We start from the raw sequence: 20,251 nt of genomic DNA, 5'->3' as shown, positions 1-20,251 counted from the left end.
AAAGTTCATTCCATGCTGCTGCTCATCGATAACTACGACAGTTTCACCTATAACCTGGTCCATTATCTGGGCGAACTGGGCACCGATGTTCAGGTCCATCGCAATGATGCGCTCAACGTGCAGGAGGCCATGGCGCTGAATCCCGCCGGCATCCTGCTGTCGCCCGGTCCCTGCGATCCCTCCCAGGCCGGCATCTGCCTGGCGCTGGTCGAGGCCGCGGCCGAGACCGGCATTCCGCTGATGGGCGTCTGCCTGGGTCACCAGGCCATCGGCCAGGCCTTCGGCGGCAAGGTGGTGCGCTGCCACGAGATCGTTCACGGCAAGATGGGCAAGATGCACCATGGCGGCAAGGGCGTCTTTGCCGGCCTGCCCTCGCCCTTCGACGCCACTCGCTATCATTCGCTGGTGGTCGAGCGCGAGAGCCTGCCCGACTGTCTCGAAGTGACCGCCGAGCTCGAGGATGGCACCATCATGGGTCTGCAGCACAAGACCCTGCCGATCCACGGCGTGCAGTTCCACCCGGAATCGATCCGGTCCGAGCATGGCCACGCCCTGCTGCGCAATTTCACCGATCTGATGAGGGTGCCGGCATGAGCGATCGTCTGAAGCCGCTGATCGCCGCCGCCGCCGACCGCCCGCTGACCCGTGCCGAGGCCGAGACCGCCTTCGAGATCCTGTTCGAGGGCCAGGCCACGCCGAGCCAGATCGGCGGCCTGTTGATGGCGCTGCGCACACGGGGCGAGACGGTCGAGGAATACGCCGCTGCCGCCGCGGTGATGCGCAGCAAGTGCAATCCGGTCAAGGCGCCCGAGGGGGCCATGGACATCGTCGGCACCGGCGGTGACGGCAAGGGCACGCTCAACATCTCGACCGCCACCGCCTTTGTCGTGGCCGGCGCCGGCGTGCCGGTGGCCAAGCACGGCAACCGCAACCTGTCGTCCAAATCCGGCGCCGCTGATGCGCTGACCCAGATGGGCGTGAACGTCATGGTCGGGCCGGATGTGGCCGAACGCGCCCTGGCCGACTGTGGCATCTGCTTCATGATGGCACCGATGCACCACCCGGCGATTGCCCATGTCATGCCAACCCGGCAGGAACTGGGCACCCGCACGATCTTCAACATCCTCGGGCCGCTGACCAACCCGGCCGGGGTGACACGCCAGCTCACCGGTGCCTTTTCCCGCGAACTGATCCGGCCGATGGCCGAGACGCTGCAGACGCTGGGCTCCGAGCGCGCCTGGCTGGTGCATGGCTCCGACGGCACCGACGAGCTGTCGATCGCCGGGGTCTCCTGGGTTGCCGCGCTCGAGAACGGCCAGATCACCGACCGCGAGATTCACCCCGAGGATGCCGGCCTGCCCGAGCATCCGCTGGAGGCGATCCTCGGCGGCTCGCCCGAAGAGAACGGCCGCGCCTTTGCCGCCCTGCTCGAAGGCGAGACCTCGGCCTATCGCGACGCCGTGCTGCTCAACGCTGCCGCCGCGCTGGTGGTGGCCGAGAAGGCTCCCGACCTGAAAACCGGTGTCGACCTGGCGGCGCAATCGATCGACAGCGGTGCCGCCAAGGCCCGGATCATCGCGCTGGCGCAAGCAACCCAGGGCGCATGAGCGCCCGACAGATCCCGCAGGCCTGGGCACATCTGCCCTTCTTCTCAACCACCTGGTCCCGGGTCGAGGCGGCGCTTGCCGCCGAGACCCGCGCGGTCCTGCCACCGGCGCGCCAGACCTTTGCCGCGCTCGACGCCTGCGCCCCTGCGGAGGTGCGCGTTCTGATCCTAGGCCAGGATCCCTACCCGACCCCCGGCCACGCCCACGGCCTGGCCTTTTCGGTCGCGCCCGAGGTCAGCCCGCTGCCTCGGTCCCTGCGCAACATCTACGCCGAGATGACCGAAGACCTCGGTGCCTGCCCGGCCAATGGCGACCTGCGTTTCTGGGCCCGCCAGGGCGTGCTCCTGCTCAACACCGCGCTCAGCGTGCCTGCCGGCGACGCCGGCGGCCACCTCAAACTCGGCTGGGCCGATCTCACAGCCGATATCCTTGCCGAACTCGACAGTTCCCCGCGCGCGCTCCTGCTCTGGGGCAAACCGGCGCAAAAGCTCGGCACGCGGCTCACCAACCCCGATCACCTTCGTATCCAAACCGCGCATCCCTCGCCGCTGTCGGCCCGACGCGGTTTTTTCGGCTCGCGGCCCTTTAGTCGCGTCAACGACTGGCTTAAGAAGCAAGGCGATACCGCGATAGACTGGACAGGCAGATGACCCAGACCGTTCTCGACAAGATCAAGGCTTACAAGCTCGAAGAGATCGCCGCCGACAAGGCCGCGACCCCGCGCTCTGCCGTTGAAGAGGCCGCCCGAGCGGCGGGCCCCACGCGCGGCTTTGCCGAAGCGCTGCGGCGCGCCTCGAGCGACGGCTACGGGCTGATCGCCGAAGTCAAGAAAGCCTCGCCCTCCAAAGGTCTGATCCGCGCCGATTTCGACCCGGCCAAGCTCGCCCAGGCTTATGAGGCCGGCGGCGCAACCTGTCTTTCCGTTTTGACCGATACACCCTCCTTTCAAGGCGCCAAGAGCTTCCTGACCGAAGCCCGCTCTGCCACCAGCCTGCCGGCACTTCGTAAAGATTTCATTTACGACACCTATCAAGTGGCCGAGGCCCGCGCGCTTGGCGCGGATTGTATCCTGATCATCATGGCCAGCGTCTCAGACGCCCAGGCGCAGGAGCTCGAAGACGCCGCCTTTTCCTGGCACATGGACGTGCTTGTCGAGGTGCACGACGGTGCCGAGCTTGACCGCGCGCTGGCGCTGAAATCACCGCTTCTCGGCGTAAACAACCGCAATCTCAAGACCTTCGAGACCACTCTTGACACCACGCGTGAGCTGTCGAAACGCGCCCCCGACGGCAAGCTCCTGATTTCCGAGAGCGGCTTGACCGGCCCGGAAGACCTCGCCGACATGGCACGACACGGCGCACGGACCTTCCTGATCGGCGAAAGCCTGATGCGCCAGGACGACGTCGAAACCGCCACCCGCACCCTGCTGGCCAATCCGGTGGCCGCGCATGGCTGAGCTCACACATTTCGACGCCAAGGGCGATGCTCATATGGTCGATGTCTCCGACAAGGCGGTGACATCGCGCATCGCCACCGCTGAAGGCTACATCAAGATGGCGCGGGAAACATTTGATATCATTACCGAAGGTCGCGCCAAGAAGGGTGACGTGATTTCCGTCGCCCGGCTTGCGGGGATCATGGGTGCTAAGCAGACCTCGTCGCTGATCCCGCTCTGTCACCCTTTGTCGATCACCAAGGTCGCCGTCGATCTGGCCCCAGATCCGGATTTGCCCGGCCTGCGCCTGAACGCCACGGTCAAGACCACCGGCCAGACCGGCGTCGAGATGGAAGCCCTCACCGCCGTGTCGGTTACGGCGCTGACCGTCTATGACATGGCCAAGGCCGTGGACAAGGAGATGGTCATCGGCGGCATCCGCGTGACCTTGAAGGACGGCGGAAAATCAGGACGTTACGAAGCGTCATGATATCGGTCTCCGAGGCACTTGATCACTTGTTCGCGCTTGCCGCGCCGATGCCGTCGGAGCAGGTGCCGCTGCTGCAAGCGGCCGGGCGGATACTGACCGAAGACGCTGTCTCGACCCGAGATCAACCACCCTTCGCCGCCTCTGCCATGGACGGCTATGCAGTAATCGGTGCCCAGGCACACCCCGGTGCCCGTTTCACAGTGATCGGCGAGGCCGCGGCCGGTCACCGTTTCAACGGCGTCCTGTCCAGCGGCCAGGCTGTGCGCATTTTCACCGGTGCCCCGTTGCCCGAGGGCGCAGACCGCGTGGTGATCCAGGAAGACGTCACGCGCGATGGCGACCAGATAGTCCTTGGCGACCAGCTCGACACAGGCCCCCACATTCGCCCCGCCGCCGGCGATTTTCGCATCGGCAGCCGGCTCTCGGCACCGCGGCGCTTGAGCCCCGAGGATATCGCCCTTCTGGCTTCGATGAACGTGCCGCGCGTGACCGTCTCCCGCCAACCCAGCGTCGCGCTGATCTCGACCGGTGACGAACTTGTCATGCCCGGCGAAGCGCCTGGTCCAGATCAGATCATCGCTTCCAACACATTCGGCCTGCATGCCCTGTTGCGCAACCTCGGCGCCGCGCCGCGGTTGCTGCCGGTTGCGCGCGATACCGTCTCTTCGCTGTCCACGACCCTCGACCTTGCCGCCGACGCCGATCTGATCGTCACCATCGGCGGGGCGAGCGTCGGCGACCATGACCTCGTCGCCAAGGTTACCGCCGAGCGAGGTATGGAACGCGCCTTCTACAAGGTCGCCATGCGGCCCGGAAAGCCGCTGATGGCCGGTCGTCTGGGTCGCGCCATGATGCTCGGGCTGCCCGGAAACCCGGTCTCAGCCATGGTGTGCGGGCACGTCTTCCTGGCTCCGGTCATCCGCGCCATGATCGGGCTGCCTTCCCGTCCTGCCCCTCGAACCTCCGCGCCACTTGCTCAGGCAATTGCCGCGAATGGCCCACGAGAGCACTATATGCGCGCCAGGTTGACGCATGAGGGCATCGCGCCGTTCGATGCCCAGGATTCCTCCCTTCTGAATGTTCTGTCGCAGGCCAATGCGCTGCTGGTCCGTCCACCGCACGACGGGCCGCGCGAGGCCGGCGAGATGGTCGAATATATCGCATTGGGAAGTTAAAGAGTTCTTAAGTCTTCACCTGCAATTTTAGCGATGTTCCTTCGGTGTTATCCACAGAGCGATTGACACAAAACGGGAACATGGGTAGAACAAAACAAAATCGACAGCAGCGAAGGGCGACAGGATGTTGACGAAGAAACAGCTGGATTTGCTGAATTTCATTAACAAGCGCATCCAGCGCGATGGTGTTTCGCCCTCGTTCGACGAAATGAAGGAGGCCCTCGACCTGAGGTCGAAGTCGGGCATCCATCGGCTCATCACGGCGCTCGAGGAACGGGGCTTCATTCGACGTCTCGCTCACAAGGCGCGGGCATTGGAAATCGTCAAACTGCCCGAGTCGCTGGGCGGCGCACCGACGGTTGCCACTCAGCCCAAGGTTACCGACGGCGGTGGTGGCGGGTCGCACGGTCTGCAGGCCACGCCAATGCATGTGGCTGAGCTGCCGGTGATGGGTCAGATTGCCGCCGGCGTACCGATCGAGGCGATCAGCCACGCGTCCTATTCCGTGGCGGTGCCGGGTATGATGGTGCGGCAGGGCTCAGATCATTACGCCTTGGAAGTCAAAGGCGATTCGATGATCGACGTCGGGATCAACGATGGCGACGTCGTGGTGATCCGGGAAACCGATGCGGCGGACAATGGTGATATCGTCGTGGCCTTGATCGAAGGCCAGGAAGCGACGTTGAAACGGTATCGGCGCGCCGGCGGCGGGGCCATCGCCCTTGAGGCTGCAAACCCGGCCTATGAAACCCGCATGGTGTCGGAGGACAAGGTCAAGGTTCAGGGGCGTCTTGTCGGGTTGATCCGCACCTATTGACCTTTGGGCACCCAGAGCCGGTCGCCGCTGCGCTGAGCGACCGTGGTGACGATAGGGAAACCGTTGGAGAAACCAATCGCCAAGGCACCGGTCCTGCGCAATGTTTCGGGCGTATGGACTGCGCAGGCATCGGGATAAAAACCCGGGGTGTTGAAGACCGCGATGTCGGCCGAACTGCAGCCCGGAAATGCCGAGCGCGCGCCTTTTCCGGAGAGGTGCCAGAGCATACCACCGTTCGGCAAGGGTATCTGGGCCAACCCGCGAACGGACTCAGGCCAACGGCCCGCTGCGCTGATTTGGTCGGCACCATCGCCGTCGTTCTCGAGCCAGACCCGGGCCACGAAACCGGCGCTGCTGTCACGGCTCAGCGCGCGGCCCTCGCTTCCCATAAGGCCGACGAGAGCACCGCTTTCGGCCACCAGAAGCTCTGGCCTGACCGACGACGACCAGAGCGCAAAGGCAATGGCCATCGGGAAGGCGCCCAGAAAGGCGAGCCGACCGCGCCACAGCATGGCGAACAGCCCGCCGGCAGCCAGCAACGGCAGAACCGTGGGTCCGGGCGCAACCACGTGACGTAGAGCGCCCTGCCAACCGGAGACCTCATGCGCCACTGCCAGCACCCAGGCAAGGCCCTGCCCCAGCACCCAGAGCGCCGGAGCTTCGAGGCCGAAGGGCGCGAGGCAGGCGGCGACCACGGCGGCGGGCATGATCAGGACGCCCATGAGCGGCACGGTCGAGAGATTGGCGATCAGGCCCCATTGCGCGACGCGGTTGAAATGCGCGGCTGCGACCGGTGCGGTGGCAAACCCGGCCACGGCCGAGGACAACATGACCGCCAGCACCGGCCAGAGCCAGCGTGGCAGTCTTTGCGGGGCGCTGCGCAATCGGGAAAAGACCGCCACCAGCGCGGTCGTGGCGGCAAACGACATCTGGAAACCGGGGCCGAGCATGGCCTCTGGCCGCAGGACCAGAACGATCAGCGCCGCCACGGCCACCGCCCGCAGGCTGATGGCGCGGCGGTCACAGAGCACGGCGACCAGGGCGACCGCGACCATGACAAAGGCGCGCTCTGTCGCGACATTGCCGCCGGAGAGCGCGAGGTAACCGGCCGAGGCAGCCAGGGCGGCCAATGCCGCGATCTTGCGGACCGGGACGCGCAGCGCCACCACCGGCACCAGCGCCAGCGCCAGCCGCACCGCGCCGAAGACAAATCCCGCCAGCAGCCCCATATGCAAGCCGGAGATGGCCAGAAGATGGGCAAGGTTTGTGTCGCGCAGCGCCTGCTGCGTCGCCAGCCCCATGCCGGAGCGGTCGCCGGTGGTGATCGCGGCGGCGAAAGCGCCGACCTCGCCCGGCAGCGCCGCCTGAACCGCCTGCGACAGGCGCATGCGCAGGGCAAAGACCGGCTGGCGCCCGTCGGCCTCGGCGCTCACCAAGAGCGGCACGCGGGTGTAGCCCACCGCGCCGATCTGCAGAAACCAGGCGTGGCGGCGAAAGTCGAAGCCGCCGGGCTCGACCGGGCCCTGCGGCGGCGAAAGGTGACCAGTGGTCATCACCCGCATGCCGGGCCGGGGCGCCGCACCCGGAGGGCCATGCAGGGAAATCCGCACGCGTTCGGGAATGTCGCGGACCCGGCGCAGGCGCACCTCGTCCAGCGTCAACCTCAAGGCGCCGGAGGCCGAGCGGTCGATCCCGACGATGCGCCCTTCGATCGGGCCGTAATACCGAAAATCCAGTACCGGCGCCTTGACCGCATGGGCCCGCGCCCCGGCCAGCGCCACACCCGCCGCCACCAGCCCCAGCGCCAGAAGGCCGGGCCCGAGCAGAGGCCCGGCCTTCCACGCCGCCAGAAAAAACCCCGCGGCACAAAGGCCGAGGCCGAAAAGCAGCCAGATCGGCGGCTCGACCCGCAAGGCAAAGTAGACCCCGATCCCCAGGCCCAGCATCACCGGCGACCAGGGCATCAGCGCCCCCCGCTGGGCCAGCACCCCCATGCCGATCGCCTGCAAAATCCTCATGCTTGTTCCCGCCCGCTGCGGAGGGTAATCAGGCCCCAAGCTATCCCGCCATGGTTATCGAAAGGTTAACGGCCCCCATGTCCGACGTCTCTCCGGTGGTGACCCGTTTCGCCCCCTCGCCCACAGGTTTCCTTCACATCGGCGGCGCCCGCACCGCGCTGTTCAACTGGCTCTTTGCCCGCGGCCGTGGCGGCAAGTTCCTGCTGCGCATCGAAGACACCGACCGCGCACGCTCGACCCCCGAGGCCACCGATGCGATCCTGCGCGGGCTGGACTGGCTCGGGCTCGACCACGACGGCGAGGTGATCAGCCAGCATGCCCGCGCCGACCGCCACGCCGAGGTGGCGCACCAGCTTCTGGCCGAGGGCAAGGCCTACAAGTGCTTCTCGACCCAGGACGAGATCGCCGCCTTCCGCGAGGCCGCAAAGGCCGAGGGCAAATCGACCCTGTTCCGCTCGCCCTGGCGCGACGCCGATCCGGCGACCCATCCCGAGGCGCCTTTCGTGGTGCGGATCAAGGCGCCGCAGGAGGGCGCGACAGTGATCCGCGACCAGGTGCAGGGCGATGTCACCATCCGCAACGATCAGCTCGATGACATGGTGCTGCTGCGCTCTGACGGCACGCCGGTCTACATGCTGGCGGTGGTTGTCGACGATCACGACATGGGCGTGACCCATGCGATCCGCGGCGATGATCACCTCAACAATGCCGCGCGGCAGATGATGATCTACGAGGCAATGGGCTGGGACGTGCCGGTCTGGGCGCATATCCCGCTGATCCACGGGCCCGACGGCAAGAAGCTCTCGAAGCGCCACGGCGCGCTCGGGGTCGAGGAATATCAGGCGATGGGCTATCCCGCGGCCGGCATGCGCAACTATCTCGCGCGGCTGGGCTGGAGCCATGGCGACGATGAATTCTTTACCGATGCCCAGGCCATCCAGTGGTTCGGCCTCGACGGCATCGGCAAATCGCCGGCGCGCTTCGACTTCAAGAAGCTGGAAAATCTCTGCGGTCAGCACATCGCCGTGGCCGACGATGCTGCGCTGCTGCAAGAATTGCAGGCATATCTCGATGTTACCGGTAACGCCCCGCTGACCGAGGCGCAGAAAACAAAAATGCTGAGCGCGATGTACTGCCTCAAGGAACGCGCGAAGACATTCCCGGAACTGATTGAAAAAGCACACTTTGCGCTCACCGACACCCCGGTCCGGCCGGACGAGAAGGCCGCGAAAAACCTCGACGATGTATCCCGTGGTATACTGGCGAGATTGACGCCGCAGTTGCAAAATGTTAGCTGGTCACGGGAAGAGCTGGAGGCGGCCACAGCCGAGGTTGGCGAGGCGCTCGGGATCAAATTCGGGAAGATGGCAGGCCCCCTGAGGGCCGCTCTGGCCGGGCGCGCCGTGACCCCCAGCGTCTTTGACATGATGCTGGTTCTGGGCAAGGACGAAACGATCCTGCGCCTGACCCAGGCCGCTGAAGGCACCGGTTGAGATTTCGTTAACCGATTGACCGTCACGTGACTTTATAGATGGCCGCTGCAGGATTGCGCGGCACAAGGACGAAGGGATGACCATGGCAGACAGCAACAAGACCGCGAACCTCACGATTGGCGATCAGAGCTATGAGCTCCCGATCCACAGCCCGACCGTGGGTCCGGACGTGCTCGACATCCGCAAGCTCTACAGCCAGGCGGGTGTCTTTACCTATGATCCGGGCTTCACCTCGACGGCGGCCTGCGACTCGACCATCACTTATATCGACGGCGAAGAAGGCGTGCTGCTGCACCGCGGCTACCCGATCGACCAGCTGGCCGGCAAATCGCATTACCTCGAGGTCTGCTTCCTGCTGCTCTACGGCAACCTGCCCACCGCCACCGAGCTCGAGGATTTCGAGAGCCGGGTGACCCACCACACCATGCTGCACGAACAGATGCAGTATTTCTTCCGCGGGTTCCGCCGTGACGCCCATCCGATGGCGATCATGGTGGGCGTGGTCGGCGCGATGTCGGCCTTCTACCACGACTCCACGGACATCTCCGATCCTTGGCAGCGCGAGGTCGCCTCGATCCGGCTGATCGCCAAGATGCCGACGATTGCCGCCTGGGCCTACAAGTACCACACCGGCCAGCCCTTCGTGTATCCGCGCAACGATCTCGACTATGCGTCGAACTTCCTGCGCATGTGCTTCTCGGTCCCGGCCGAGGAATACGAGGTCAACCCGATCCTCGCCCGCGCCATGGACCGGATCTTCACGCTGCACGCCGATCACGAGCAGAACGCCTCGACCTCGACCGTGCGCCTCGCCTCCTCCTCCGGCGCCAACCCGTTCGCCTGTATCGCGGCCGGCATTGCCTGCCTCTGGGGCCCGGCCCACGGCGGCGCCAACCAGGCCTGCCTGGAAATGCTCAAGGAAATCGGCTCGCCCGAGAATATCCCCGAGTATATCGCCCGCGCCAAGGACAAGAACGATCCGTTCCGCCTGATGGGCTTCGGCCACCGCGTCTACAAGAACTTCGACCCGCGCGCGACGGTGATGAAGCAGTCCGCCGACGAGGTGCTCGACCTGCTCGGCGTCGAGAACAACCCGATCCTGGCCACCGCCAAGGAACTGGAGCGTCAGGCGCTGGAAGATCCCTACTTCGCCGAGAAGAAGCTCTTCCCGAACGTCGACTTCTACTCCGGCATCATCCTCGAGGCGATGGGCTTCCCGACCTCGATGTTCACCCCGATCTTCGCGCTGTCGCGCACCGTCGGCTGGGTGAGCCAGTGGAAGGAAATGCTGACCGATCCGCAGAACAAGATCGGCCGGCCCCGCCAGCTCTACCTCGGCGAGACCCAGCGCGACTACGTGGATATCGAAAAGCGCTGATCTGCTTTTCCAGGAAATTCAAGGGCGCCTCCCTCACCGGGGGCGCCTTTTTCGTGACCGGAGCACCCGGCGTCACGGTCGGTTTGGCGTATTTGCCAAAGAGAAGAAGACCCTGCTGCTTCTTCTCTTTCTTAAATACGCCACACCACATCGGCGGCGGGCGCAACGCCTACATGTGAATGACCCGGTCAAAGGCATCCAGCACGCTTTCGTGCATCATCTCGCTCAACGTCGGATGCGGGAAGACGGTGTTCATCAGGTCTTCTTCCGTGGTCTCGAGCTGACGGGCGACGATATAGCCCTGGATCAGCTCGGTCACCTCGGCCCCGACCATATGAGCCCCCAGCAGAGCGCCGGTTTTGGCGTCGAAGATCGTCTTGATAATGCCCTCCGGCTCGCCCAATGCGATGGCCTTGCCGTTGCCGATGAAGGGGAAGCGGCCGACCTTGATCTCGTGACCGGCCTCTTTCGCCTGCGCCTCGGTCAGCCCGACAGAGGCGATCTGCGGCTGGCAATAGGTGCAGCCGGCGATGGCCGCGGGGTCAACGGCATGGGGGTCGCCGCCGGCAATCAGCTCGGCCACCATGACGCCCTCGTGGCTGGCCTTGTGCGCCAGCCAGGGCGCGCCGGCGAGATCGCCGATGGCATAAAGCCCCTCGACACCGGTGCGGCAGTGGCTGTCGGTGACCACATGGGTCTTCTCGACCTTCACGCCGAGGTCTTCGAGCCCCAGCCCCTCGGTATTGCCGACAATGCCCACAGCCGAGATCACCGTATCGAAGTCTTCCTTCGTGACCTTTCCGCCCTGGTCCAGATGCGCGGTGACTTTGCCTTTGGCGCGGTCGAGCTGCTTGACCATGCAGCCCTCGCGGATCGTCATGCCCTGTTTCTCGAAGGCCTTCTTGGCGAAGGCCGAGATCTCGGCATCCTCGACCGGCAGGATGCGGTCCATCACCTCGACCACTGTCGTCTCTGCCCCCAGGGTGTTGTAGAAGCTGGCGAATTCGATGCCGATGGCGCCGGAGCCGATGACCAGCAGCTTCTTGGGCATATGAGGGGGTTGCAGCGCGTGCTTGTAGGTCCAGACCTGTTCGCCGTCGGCCTCGAGCCCCGGCAGTTCCCGCGCGCGGGCGCCGGTGGCGAGCACGATGTTCCTGGCTGTCAGCTCTTCGCCGCCTTTGGCGGTCTTGACCGTGACCTTGCCCGGCGCAGGCAGCGTCGCCTCGCCCATGACCACGGTCACCTTGTTCTTCTTCATCAGGTGGCCGACGCCGGCGTTGAGCTGTTTGGCCACGCCGCGCGAGCGTTTGACCACCGCGTCGAGATCATAGTCCACCGTCTCGGCCTTGAGACCATAGGCCTTGGCGTTCTGCATCAGGTGAAAGACTTCCGACGAGCGCAGCAGCGCCTTGGTCGGGATGCAGCCCCAGTTGAGGCAGATGCCGCCCATGTGCTCGCGTTCGACAATGGCGACCTTCAGCCCCAGCTGCGCGCCGCGGATGGCGGAGACATAGCCGCCAGGCCCCGCCCCGATTACGATCATGTCAAAGCTCTGGCCTGCCATTGCTGCGCCTCCCGGTCTGTTGTCGGGAAACGCTAGCCGATGGCTGGCCGGGCTTCAATCGCCGCTTGGGGCGCGCAGGCTCAGCTGGCCTGCTGCAGCTCCTGCAGGGTCTCGCCATAGCCGCCTTCGGTCAGAAAGGCCTGCTCGGACGGGCTGTGCCGGCGCGACAGCGCCTCGTTGCGATAGGGAAAGCGGCCGAACTTGCGGATGATCTCGCGATGGACACGGGCGTGCAGCAGGTTGCCTTCGGCGTCGGGCATCCGGTCGGCCATCAGCCGCACGCAGCGTTCCTGATCGCAGAGGTTCTCCGAATGCATCAGCGGCAGGTAGAAGAACTGCCGCGCCGGCGGGTCGATCTTGAGATCATAGCCCTTGTCGATCGCGCCCTTGGCGGCCGCCAGGGCGATCCGGTCGGAACTGAAGGCCCGGGCCTCGCCGCGGAACATGTTGCGCGGGAACTGATCCAGCAGGATCAGGTAGGCCAGCGTGCCGCTGGGATAAGTCAGCCAGAGCGCGTGACGCCCCTCCATCGCGCTGGTCCAGGCCGAAAGAAACTTCTCCCGGATCTGCGCGTCAAGGGCCTCATCGGCGGCGTACCAGCCGTCGGGACCGATTTCGTCCAGCCAGAAGGCCAGGATATCTTCGGGTGCAACCATCATTGGTCTCCTCAAATTCACCCCCGTTATATTCACGTTACATAATGTTTAGATAAAATGATCTTCACAAATTGCGACAGAGTTAACACTTTATCAGGGTTTTTCATTCTCTTCCGCCTCGGCAACGGCATATTCCTGCGCGAATTCGACGGCGACCATGGTGGCCGAGGGGGCCACGGGCGCATAACTGGTGGTGTCTTCGATTTCCAGCGACGGCCGCACCATTGCGCGATAGGCGGCATAGCCAGACATCAGTACCATCAGCGATCCGATGTAGAGGAAATAGCCCGGAGGGCCGAAGAATCCCATCGCCCAGCCGGTGATCAGCGGGCCGGAGATCGCGCCGACGCCGTTGATGAAGATCATCCCGCCAGAGGCCGCGGCCATGTCCTCGACCTGGAGGTAATCGTTGGTATAGGCCATCAGCAGCGAATAGAGCGGGTTCGACATGCCGCCGATGATGAAGGCAGCGACCAGCAGCGCCGGAAAATAGCCCCCCGTGAGGGCCCCGAGAAAGGCGCCCAACCCGCAGATCAGCGCTGCGGCCAGGATCAGCATCCGCCGGTCCATCCGGTCAGACAGCCAGCCCAGCGGATATTGTATCACCAGCGCGCCGATGTAGAAGGCGGCGACGAACATCGAGATCTGGCCAAGTTTCAGCCCCGCCTCGGCGCCATAGACCGCCGCCATGCCGAACTGCGCCGAGAACACCCCGCCCAGCAGGAACATGCCGATGCAGCCCAGTGGCGAGATGCCGTAAAGCTCGCGCAGGCTCAGTGGTTTGGTGGTGTCGAAGGCCGGTGTCGGCGAGATCGACAGCAGGATCGGCGCAAAGGAGATCGAAACCAGCACCGAGATGATGACAAACAGGCCGTAGCCCGAAGGATCGGCCACCAGCAGCAGGCCCTGCGCCGCGACAATGCCCACCATCTGGACGATCATGTAGGCCGAGAGCGTCTGGCCCCGGGTTTCATTGGTGGCGGCGTTGTTGAGCCAGCTTTCGGCAGTCACGTAGACGCCGGAGAAACAGAAGCCGATGATCACCCGCCCGACGGTCCAGGCGATCGGATGGGTCAGCGCCGGGTAGAGGATCAGCACGGCAGAGATGAACGAGCCCAGCGCAGCAAACACTCGCACGTGACCGACACGGCGGATCATCTCGGGCGCCATGCGCGATCCGCCAAGGAAGCCCACGAAATAGGCCGACATCACGATCGACATCTCGAGGGTGGTGAAGCCCTCGATCTCGCCGCGCACACCCAGAAGCGTGCCTTGCAGACCGTTGCCGACCATCAGGAGCATAATGCCCAAGAGCAACGCCCAGGCGTTTGAAACCACGGCCATCATGCGTCTAATCCCTCTATCTTCGGGCAAGCTACTGCCAGACCGGTGTCAACGCTGGCCCGATTGCGACTCAATCCGGGCTGGACCTGACGCCTCTCAGATTAACTTTGCGGGATCAAGAGCGAGGCATCGCCGTAGGAGAAAAACCTGTAGCCTTCACGGATCGCGTGATCGTAGACCCGCAAGATGCGCTCGCGGCCCATCAGCGCCGCCACCAGCATCATCAGGGTCGAGCGCGGAAGGTGGAAATTGGTTATCAGCGCATCTGTGACGTTGAAGGTGAAGCCGGGGTAGATGAAGATGTCGGTGTCGCCCTGCCAGGGCCGGATCGCGCCGGTGTCCCGTGCCGCCGTTTCGATCAGCCGCAGCGCGGTGGTGCCTACCGGGATCACGCGACCGCCCCGGGCCTTGGTCTCGGCGATCTCGGCGGCGGCCGCTTCGCTGACCTCGCCCCATTCGGCGTGCATCTTGTGGGTGGTCACGTCGTCGACCTTGACCGGCAGGAAGGTGCCGGCCCCCACGTGCAGCGTGACCTTGGTGAACTGCACGCCACGCTGTTCAAGCGCCGCCAGCAGCGGCGCATCGAAATGCAGCGATGCGGTGGGCGCGGCCACGGCGCCTTTGCGTTCGGCCCAGACGGTCTGGTAATCCTCGCGGTCCTGCTCGTCCGCCGGGCGCAGCGCCTCGATATAAGGCGGCAGCGGCATGGCGCCGGCCTCGGCCAGGGCGGCGTCGAAATCCTCGCCTTCGAGGTTGAAGCGCAAGCGCCCCTGCCCGTCAGCCCGCCCTTCCATCACTGCTGAAAGCGCCTCGGAAAAGCGGATCACCTCGCCCTCGGCCACCTTTTTCAGCGGCTTGATCAGCGCCGACCAGGTGCCATCGGCCTGCGGTTCCAGCAAGGTCACGTTGATCCGCGCCTCGGTCAGCCCCTGAGCGCCCTGGCGGGCCCGCGTACCCACCAGCCGTGCCGGGATCACCCGGGTGTCGTTCAGCACCAGCCGGTCTCCGGGGCGCAGCCAGTCCGGCAGGTCGAAGACATGGGCATCGGTGACCTTTTCGCCTTGGGCCACCAGCAACCGGGCCGAGGACCGGGGGCGGGCTGGACGGGTGGCGATATGGCTTTGCGGCAGGTCGAAATCGAAATCGGAGAGTTGCATGCGCCCCCTCTAGCGCGGCTCCTGCACGGGGGCAATCCACGCCGGGGCCGGTCTTGCATCCGGCCGGCAAATTGCTAGCGTCCGGGCAAAGAACAGGAGTTCGCCAATGAGCACAAATTTCGACGAGATCATCGATCGGCGCGGCACCCATTCCTCGAAATGGGACGCGATGGAGGGGCACTACGGCGTCTCGCCCAAGGATGGCATCCCGATGTGGGTCGCCGACATGGATTTCCGCCCGCCGCAGGCCGTTCAGGACAAGCTCGAGGCAATGGTGGCGCATGGTGTCTATGGCTATTTCGGCGATGCCTCGGCCACCAATGCAGCGGTTGCCTGGTGGATGAAAGAGCGCCACGGCTGGGAGATCGAGGAGAGCTGGATCCGCTATACCCCCGGCGTGGTGACCGGTGCCGCCCTGGCGATCCATGCCTTTTCCGATCCCGGCGACGGCATCGTGGTGATGTCGCCGGTCTATCATGCCTTTGGCCGGATCATCCGCGCCGCCCGACGGGTGCCGGTGGAATGCGAGCTGGCCAATCGCGGCGGCCGCTACGAGATGGATTTCGAGGCCTGGGACGCGCAGATGACCGGCCACGAGAAGGTGCTGCTGCTCTGTTCGCCGCACAACCCCGGCGGACGGGTCTGGTCGGCCGAGGAACTGCGCGCGGTGGCCGACTTCTGCCAGCGCCACGACCTGATCCTTGTGTCTGACGAGATTCATCAGGACATCGTCTTTCCCGGTCACAGCTTCGTCGCCGCCGACGTGGCCGCGCCGGAGGCCCGCGACCGGCTGATCGTGCTGGGCGCCACCAGCAAGACCTTCAACCTGGCCGCGCATCTGGTGGGCCACGCGATCATCCCCGACGACCGGCTGCGCGCGCGGTATACCGCCGCGATGGGCGGGCTGGGGATCGGCGCCAATGCCTTTGGCATGAACATGATCGAGGCGGCCTACAGCCCCGAGGGGGCTGAATGGGTCGATGCGTTGGTCGACTATCTCGACGGCAATCGCCGGGTGATCGACGAGGGTCTGAACAGCTTGCCCGGGGTGCAGTCGGTACCGCTGGAGGCCACGTACCTGGCCTGGGCCGATTTCAAGGGCACCGGGATGGACCACGAGGAACTGCTGCGCCGGGTCGAGAAGGAGGCGAAAATCGCCGTCAACCACGGACCGACCTTCGGCAAGGGCGGCGAGACCTTCCTGCGGTTCAACTTTGCAACGCCGAGATCCCGGGTGATCGCGGCGGTGGAACGTCTGCAATTGGCCTTCGGGGATTTGCAGTAGGGCTTTGCAGGCGCCTCTACGCCTGATCGACGCGCCCCCGGCCCGGAACAAGGCCGCAAGGCCGCCGGGCCAGCGGCTGCCCGCCCCCCGGGCTGCCGCTTTGTCGACGTAAACGCGTCGACCCGGTCTTCTCCGGATTTGGCAACCATAAAGCGCTGCCGAACACCCGGCTGGGCGGCACCCCGCGGGCAGCCGCTGACCCTCGGATCAACGTTTCGCCAACGCCCCTTTGCCAACACCTGATCCGAGCCCCCCAAGCCCGGAACAAGGCCGCAGGCCGCCGGGCCAGCGGCTGCCCGCCCCAACGGGCTGCCGCTTTGTCGACGTAGGCGCGTCGATCCGATCCTTTCCGGATTTGGCAAACATAAATTGCTGCCGAACACCTGGCAGAGCGGCACCCCGCGGGCAGCCGCTGACCCTCGGATCAACGTTTCGCCATTGCCCCTTTGCCAACCCCTGATCCGAGCCCCCCAAGCCCGGAATCAAGGCCGCAGGCCGCCGGGCCAGCGGCTGCCCGCCCCAACGGGCTGCCGCTTTGTCGACGTAAACGCGTCGACCCGGTCTTCTCCGGATTAGGCAACCATAAAGCGCCGTCGAACACCCGTTTCAGCGGCACCCCGCGGGCAGCCGCTGGCCCGGCTTGCACCTGGACCTTCACCCACTGTTCGCTCATGCGCAGGTCATGCGCGGTCATACCGGTGTTCTGTGCGCAGATCAGAGCTATATCCCGTCACAACTCAAGGAGATTGACATGGGACTTCTGATTGACGGCGAGTGGCACGACCAATGGTATGACACCGACAAGACCGGCGGCGCCTTCAAGCGCTCGACCGCGAAATTCCGTAACTGGATCACCAAGGACGGCAGCCCCGGCCCCACTGGCAACGGCGGCTTTCCGGCGGAATGCGGGCGCTATCACCTCTATGTCAGCCTCGCTTGCCCCTGGGCCCATCGCACGCTGATCTTCCGCAAGCTCAAGGGGCTGGAAGAGTTCATCGGCGTCTCCGTCGTCCACCCCGACATGCTGTCTGACGGCTGGAGCTTCGATGACGACTACCCCGCCGCCACCGGCGACCGGCTCTACGACCTGCCCTTCCTGCGCGATCTCTATACCAAGGCCGATCCTAAGGTGTCCGGCCGGGTGACCGTGCCGGTGCTCTGGGACAAGGTGCAGAAGACCATCGTCAGCAATGAAAGCGCCGAGATCATCCGCATGTTCAACAGCGCCTTCGACGAGATCACCGGCAACCACGACGACTATTGGCCCGAAGGGTTGCGCGCCGAGATCGAAGAAGTCAACGCGCGGGTCTATGACACCGTCAACAACGGCGTCTACAAGGCCGGCTTTGCCACCACGCAAAAGGCTTATGACGCCGCGATCACGCCGCTTTTTGACACGCTCGACTGGCTGGAGAAACGCCTCGCCTCGCAGCGCTACCTGATGGGCGACAGGCTGACCGAGGCGGATTGGCGGCTGTTTACCACGCTGGTGCGGTTCGATCACGTCTACCACGGCCACTTCAAGTGCAACCGCGCCCGGATCGTCGATTACCCCAACCTCTGGGCCTACACGCGCGAGCTCTACCAGATGCCCGGCGTGGCCGAGACGGTGAACTTCGACCACATCCGCCGCCACTACCACTACAGCCACGACACCATCAATCCGCACCGGATCATCCCGATCGGCCCCGAGATCGACTTCGATGCGCCTCACGGGCGCGACGCGGCGGTTCCGAAAGCGGCGTGATGTTCGACCAGCGCGGCCAGATCCTCTGGCCGCGTGGTCGAGGGCACCAGCGCGGCGGCATTGGCGAAGAACTGGAAGATCGAGCCATCCGAGAAGAAGCCGGCATTGGTGACAAAGATGATCCGGGCGGCGGGCTGTCGGTAAGAGGCGAAATCCGCCACCGTCAGCGCCGCCCCGTCGCCCACCACGAGGTTGAGGATGATCACCTCGAAGACCGTGTCGCAGAGCGCCTGAATGGCGCCGGCGTCGCTGTCGACCAGCACGACCCTGGCGCCGAAACGCTCGAGATGCCGGGTCCACAAGAGCCCGAGCGACGGATTGGATTCGACGATGAGTACGTGCATGATCCCGACCTAAATCGCCGGCGGCCCTGATCGGGCCACCGGTTCCAGCTTCTGACAGTTCACTGCGCTCCCCGACCTGCAGCCTCTGCCCATTTTATTAACAACCCGTTAATTTCCCCAAGCCAGTCGGTAACTCTCTGCCCACGATTTCGTGCTCAGCCCGGCCGCCCGCGCGCCGGCTAAGCGCTTGTCCCCTGCCCGATGGCTGCTAGGTTGCGCTGGACACTTGCTCATCAGAGGATCTCTCATGACCGTCTTTCGCAGCGCTTCCGTTCTGGCTTGCGCGCTCGCCCTGTCCTCGCCCGCCTTTTCCACTTCTGCCCTGGCCCAGGCCTGCGGCGGCGGCTTTTCGCAGTTTGTCGACGGGCTGAAATCCGAAGCGCTCTCCAAGGGCCATTCCGCCAGTGCCGTCGATGGCTTCTTTGCCGGCGTTCGTCAGGACCCGGCGGTGCTGCGCGCCGACCAGCGGCAGGGGGTGTTCCAGATGCCCTTCGTCGATTTCGCCCGCCGGCTGATCAGCCAGAACCGCATCGACAATGGCAAGGCCAACCAGCGCCGCTATTCCGAGATCTTCGACCGGATGCAGCGCGATTACGGCGTCTCTCCCGGCGTGCTTCTGGCGTTCTGGGCCTTCGAGACCGATTACGGCCAGGTTCAAGGCGATTTCAATACGTTGAACGCCTTGGTCACCCTGTCGCATGACTGCCGCCGGCCCGAGTTGTTCCGGCCGCAGGTCTTTGCCGCGCTCGAGCTTTACGAAAAAGGCAGCTTCGACCCCCGCACCACCACCGGCGCCTGGGCCGGCGAGATCGGCATGGTGCAGATGCTGCCCGAGGACATCCTGACCAACGGTGTCGACGGCGATGGTGACGGCAAGGTCACCCTCAAGACCTCGGCCCCCGATGCGCTGCTGTCGGGCGCCAACATGCTGCGCGATCTGGGTTGGCGGGCGGGTGAACCCTGGCTGCAGGAGGTCACGGTGCCTTCCGACCTCGACTGGTCGCTCACCGGTCTTGACCAGCCGCGCCCGACCTCTGAGTGGGAGGCGATGGGCGTGAAGGTGCGCGAAGGCCGCGCCGCCGACCTGCCCGCCGCGCTGATCCTGCCGCAGGGGCGCAAGGGTCCGGCGTTCTTTGCCTATCCGAACTTCAACGTCTACTTCGAGTGGAACAAGAGCTTTGTCTACGTTCTGACGGCGGCCTATTTCGCCAATCGTCTGGAAGGATCGGCGGTGTTCGATGCCGGCAACCCCGAGCCCGGACTTGAAGGTGAAGAGATGAAGCAACTGCAGCGCAAGCTGCAGGCGCGCGGCTATGACGTCGGCGAGATCGACGGCATTCTCGGCTCCGGCACCCGCAATGCGGTGCAGGAGGTGCAGAAGGAGCTGGGGATGCCGGCGGACGCCTGGCCGACGCGGGAGCTGTTGAACCGGTTGTGACGTGGTAGGAAGCCGCGCATCGTCCGGCCACGGTGCGGCGATGCCCGGGCCGTTTGGACGCGGTTGCAGCGCTTGGGGCTCGTCCCCGTTGCGCCAGGAACAAGCCGCGCATCGTCGGGCCGCGGTGCGGCGATCCTCACTTGGTTCGGCAGTGCTTTATCCCTGCCAAGTCCGAAGATGAACAGATCGCCGCGCTGATGGCAGACAAATCGCCGTGCCGGGGGGCGGCCCGGCGATGCGCAGCGGCCGCTGGCCGCTGTTAACGCGCCGGAGCGCTAATTCCCGTGACGCCGGGTACAAGCC

Annotated in this window: 18 protein-coding genes; 12 read left to right on the top strand and 6 right to left on the bottom strand. The window is 65.0% G+C overall.

The annotated features are described in order from the left end of the window. The first annotated feature begins 12 nt into the window (after positions 1 to 12). From ACN0SE_RS11985 to lexA, 7 genes are all read left to right on the top strand, one after another. Complete coding sequence (locus tag ACN0SE_RS11985) at positions 13 to 594, top strand: aminodeoxychorismate/anthranilate synthase component II (RefSeq protein ID WP_417524760.1); 582 nt, start codon at positions 13 to 15, stop codon at positions 592 to 594. Further along, on the top strand, positions 591 to 1,607 hold the full coding sequence (gene trpD / locus ACN0SE_RS11980; RefSeq protein WP_417524759.1) for an anthranilate phosphoribosyltransferase: 1,017 nt from the start codon (positions 591 to 593) through the stop codon (positions 1,605 to 1,607). The genes ACN0SE_RS11985 and trpD overlap by 4 nt, the downstream gene beginning before the upstream one ends. Beyond that, positions 1,604 to 2,257 (top strand): uracil-DNA glycosylase, encoded by a 654-nt coding sequence (locus ACN0SE_RS11975; RefSeq protein ID WP_417524758.1) that lies wholly within the window; start codon positions 1,604 to 1,606, stop codon positions 2,255 to 2,257. The genes trpD and ACN0SE_RS11975 overlap by 4 nt, the downstream gene beginning before the upstream one ends. Next, positions 2,254 to 3,063: an indole-3-glycerol phosphate synthase TrpC gene (gene trpC, locus ACN0SE_RS11970; RefSeq protein WP_417524757.1), complete on the top strand. Its 810-nt coding sequence runs from the start codon at positions 2,254 to 2,256 to the stop codon at positions 3,061 to 3,063. The genes ACN0SE_RS11975 and trpC overlap by 4 nt, the downstream gene beginning before the upstream one ends. Then, the gene (gene moaC / locus ACN0SE_RS11965) at positions 3,056 to 3,532 is read left to right on the top strand and encodes a cyclic pyranopterin monophosphate synthase MoaC (RefSeq protein WP_417524756.1); all 477 of its coding nucleotides are present in this window, start codon (positions 3,056 to 3,058) and stop codon (positions 3,530 to 3,532) included. Before trpC ends, moaC begins: the two co-directional genes overlap by 8 nt. Next, positions 3,529 to 4,707: a gephyrin-like molybdotransferase Glp gene (gene glp / locus ACN0SE_RS11960; RefSeq protein ID WP_417524755.1), complete on the top strand. Its 1,179-nt coding sequence runs from the start codon at positions 3,529 to 3,531 to the stop codon at positions 4,705 to 4,707. The genes moaC and glp overlap by 4 nt, the downstream gene beginning before the upstream one ends. A 124-nt stretch (positions 4,708 to 4,831) precedes the next feature. After that, the gene (gene lexA / locus ACN0SE_RS11955) at positions 4,832 to 5,524 is read left to right on the top strand and encodes a transcriptional repressor LexA (RefSeq protein ID WP_417524754.1); all 693 of its coding nucleotides are present in this window, start codon (positions 4,832 to 4,834) and stop codon (positions 5,522 to 5,524) included. Here lexA and ACN0SE_RS11950 read toward each other — a convergent pair. After that, a complete protein-coding gene (locus ACN0SE_RS11950) occupies positions 5,518 to 7,542 on the bottom strand; it encodes a ComEC/Rec2 family competence protein (protein WP_417524753.1) in 2,025 nt (674 codons plus the stop codon). The genes lexA and ACN0SE_RS11950 overlap by 7 nt on opposite strands. Positions 7,543 to 7,619: 77 nt before the next feature. Here ACN0SE_RS11950 and gltX point away from each other — a divergent pair, with 77 nt between their 5' ends. Continuing rightward, on the top strand, positions 7,620 to 9,035 hold the full coding sequence (gene gltX, locus ACN0SE_RS11945) for a glutamate--tRNA ligase (protein ID WP_417524752.1): 1,416 nt from the start codon (positions 7,620 to 7,622) through the stop codon (positions 9,033 to 9,035). 82 nt (positions 9,036 to 9,117) lie between these two features. Continuing rightward, complete coding sequence (gene gltA, locus ACN0SE_RS11940) at positions 9,118 to 10,413, top strand: citrate synthase (RefSeq protein WP_417524807.1); 1,296 nt, start codon at positions 9,118 to 9,120, stop codon at positions 10,411 to 10,413. 169 nt (positions 10,414 to 10,582) lie between these two features. Here gltA and lpdA read toward each other — a convergent pair whose 3' ends face one another. From lpdA to queA, 4 genes are all read right to left on the bottom strand, one after another. Then, positions 10,583 to 11,977 carry a dihydrolipoyl dehydrogenase gene (gene lpdA / locus ACN0SE_RS11935; RefSeq protein ID WP_417524751.1) on the bottom strand — a complete coding sequence of 465 codons (1,395 nt, stop codon included), beginning with the start codon at positions 11,975 to 11,977 and terminating at the stop codon, positions 10,583 to 10,585. A gap of 80 nt (positions 11,978 to 12,057) precedes the next feature. After that, positions 12,058 to 12,633 (bottom strand): DUF924 family protein, encoded by a 576-nt coding sequence (locus ACN0SE_RS11930; protein WP_417524750.1) that lies wholly within the window; start codon positions 12,631 to 12,633, stop codon positions 12,058 to 12,060. Between the two features lie 93 nt (positions 12,634 to 12,726). Then, the gene (locus ACN0SE_RS11925) at positions 12,727 to 13,980 is read right to left on the bottom strand and encodes an MFS transporter (RefSeq protein WP_417524749.1); all 1,254 of its coding nucleotides are present in this window, start codon (positions 13,978 to 13,980) and stop codon (positions 12,727 to 12,729) included. 98 nt (positions 13,981 to 14,078) lie between these two features. Next, positions 14,079 to 15,134 carry a tRNA preQ1(34) S-adenosylmethionine ribosyltransferase-isomerase QueA gene (queA, locus tag ACN0SE_RS11920; protein WP_417524748.1) on the bottom strand — a complete coding sequence of 352 codons (1,056 nt, stop codon included), beginning with the start codon at positions 15,132 to 15,134 and terminating at the stop codon, positions 14,079 to 14,081. A gap of 106 nt (positions 15,135 to 15,240) precedes the next feature. Between queA and ACN0SE_RS11915 the strand changes: the two genes are divergently transcribed. Continuing rightward, positions 15,241 to 16,419 (top strand): MalY/PatB family protein, encoded by a 1,179-nt coding sequence (locus tag ACN0SE_RS11915; protein WP_417524747.1) that lies wholly within the window; start codon positions 15,241 to 15,243, stop codon positions 16,417 to 16,419. A gap of 751 nt (positions 16,420 to 17,170) precedes the next feature. Then, positions 17,171 to 18,166, top strand: coding sequence for a glutathione S-transferase family protein (locus ACN0SE_RS11910; protein WP_417524746.1), 996 nt, complete (start codon positions 17,171 to 17,173; stop codon positions 18,164 to 18,166). Here the strand turns inward: ACN0SE_RS11910 and ACN0SE_RS11905 are convergent. Further along, the gene (locus ACN0SE_RS11905; RefSeq protein WP_417524745.1) at positions 18,130 to 18,510 is read right to left on the bottom strand and encodes a hypothetical protein; all 381 of its coding nucleotides are present in this window, start codon (positions 18,508 to 18,510) and stop codon (positions 18,130 to 18,132) included. The genes ACN0SE_RS11910 and ACN0SE_RS11905 overlap by 37 nt on opposite strands. Before the next feature lie 247 nt (positions 18,511 to 18,757). On the opposite strand from ACN0SE_RS11905, the gene ACN0SE_RS11900 reads away from it, so the two are divergent. Next, positions 18,758 to 19,948 carry a lytic murein transglycosylase gene (locus ACN0SE_RS11900; protein ID WP_417524744.1) on the top strand — a complete coding sequence of 397 codons (1,191 nt, stop codon included), beginning with the start codon at positions 18,758 to 18,760 and terminating at the stop codon, positions 19,946 to 19,948. The last annotated feature ends 303 nt before the right edge of the window (positions 19,949 to 20,251 follow it).

The organism is Marinovum sp. (genome assembly GCF_048263515.1).
GTDB lineage: Bacteria > Pseudomonadota > Alphaproteobacteria > Rhodobacterales > Rhodobacteraceae > Marinovum.
This window is presented reverse-complemented; position numbering and strand designations above follow the sequence as displayed.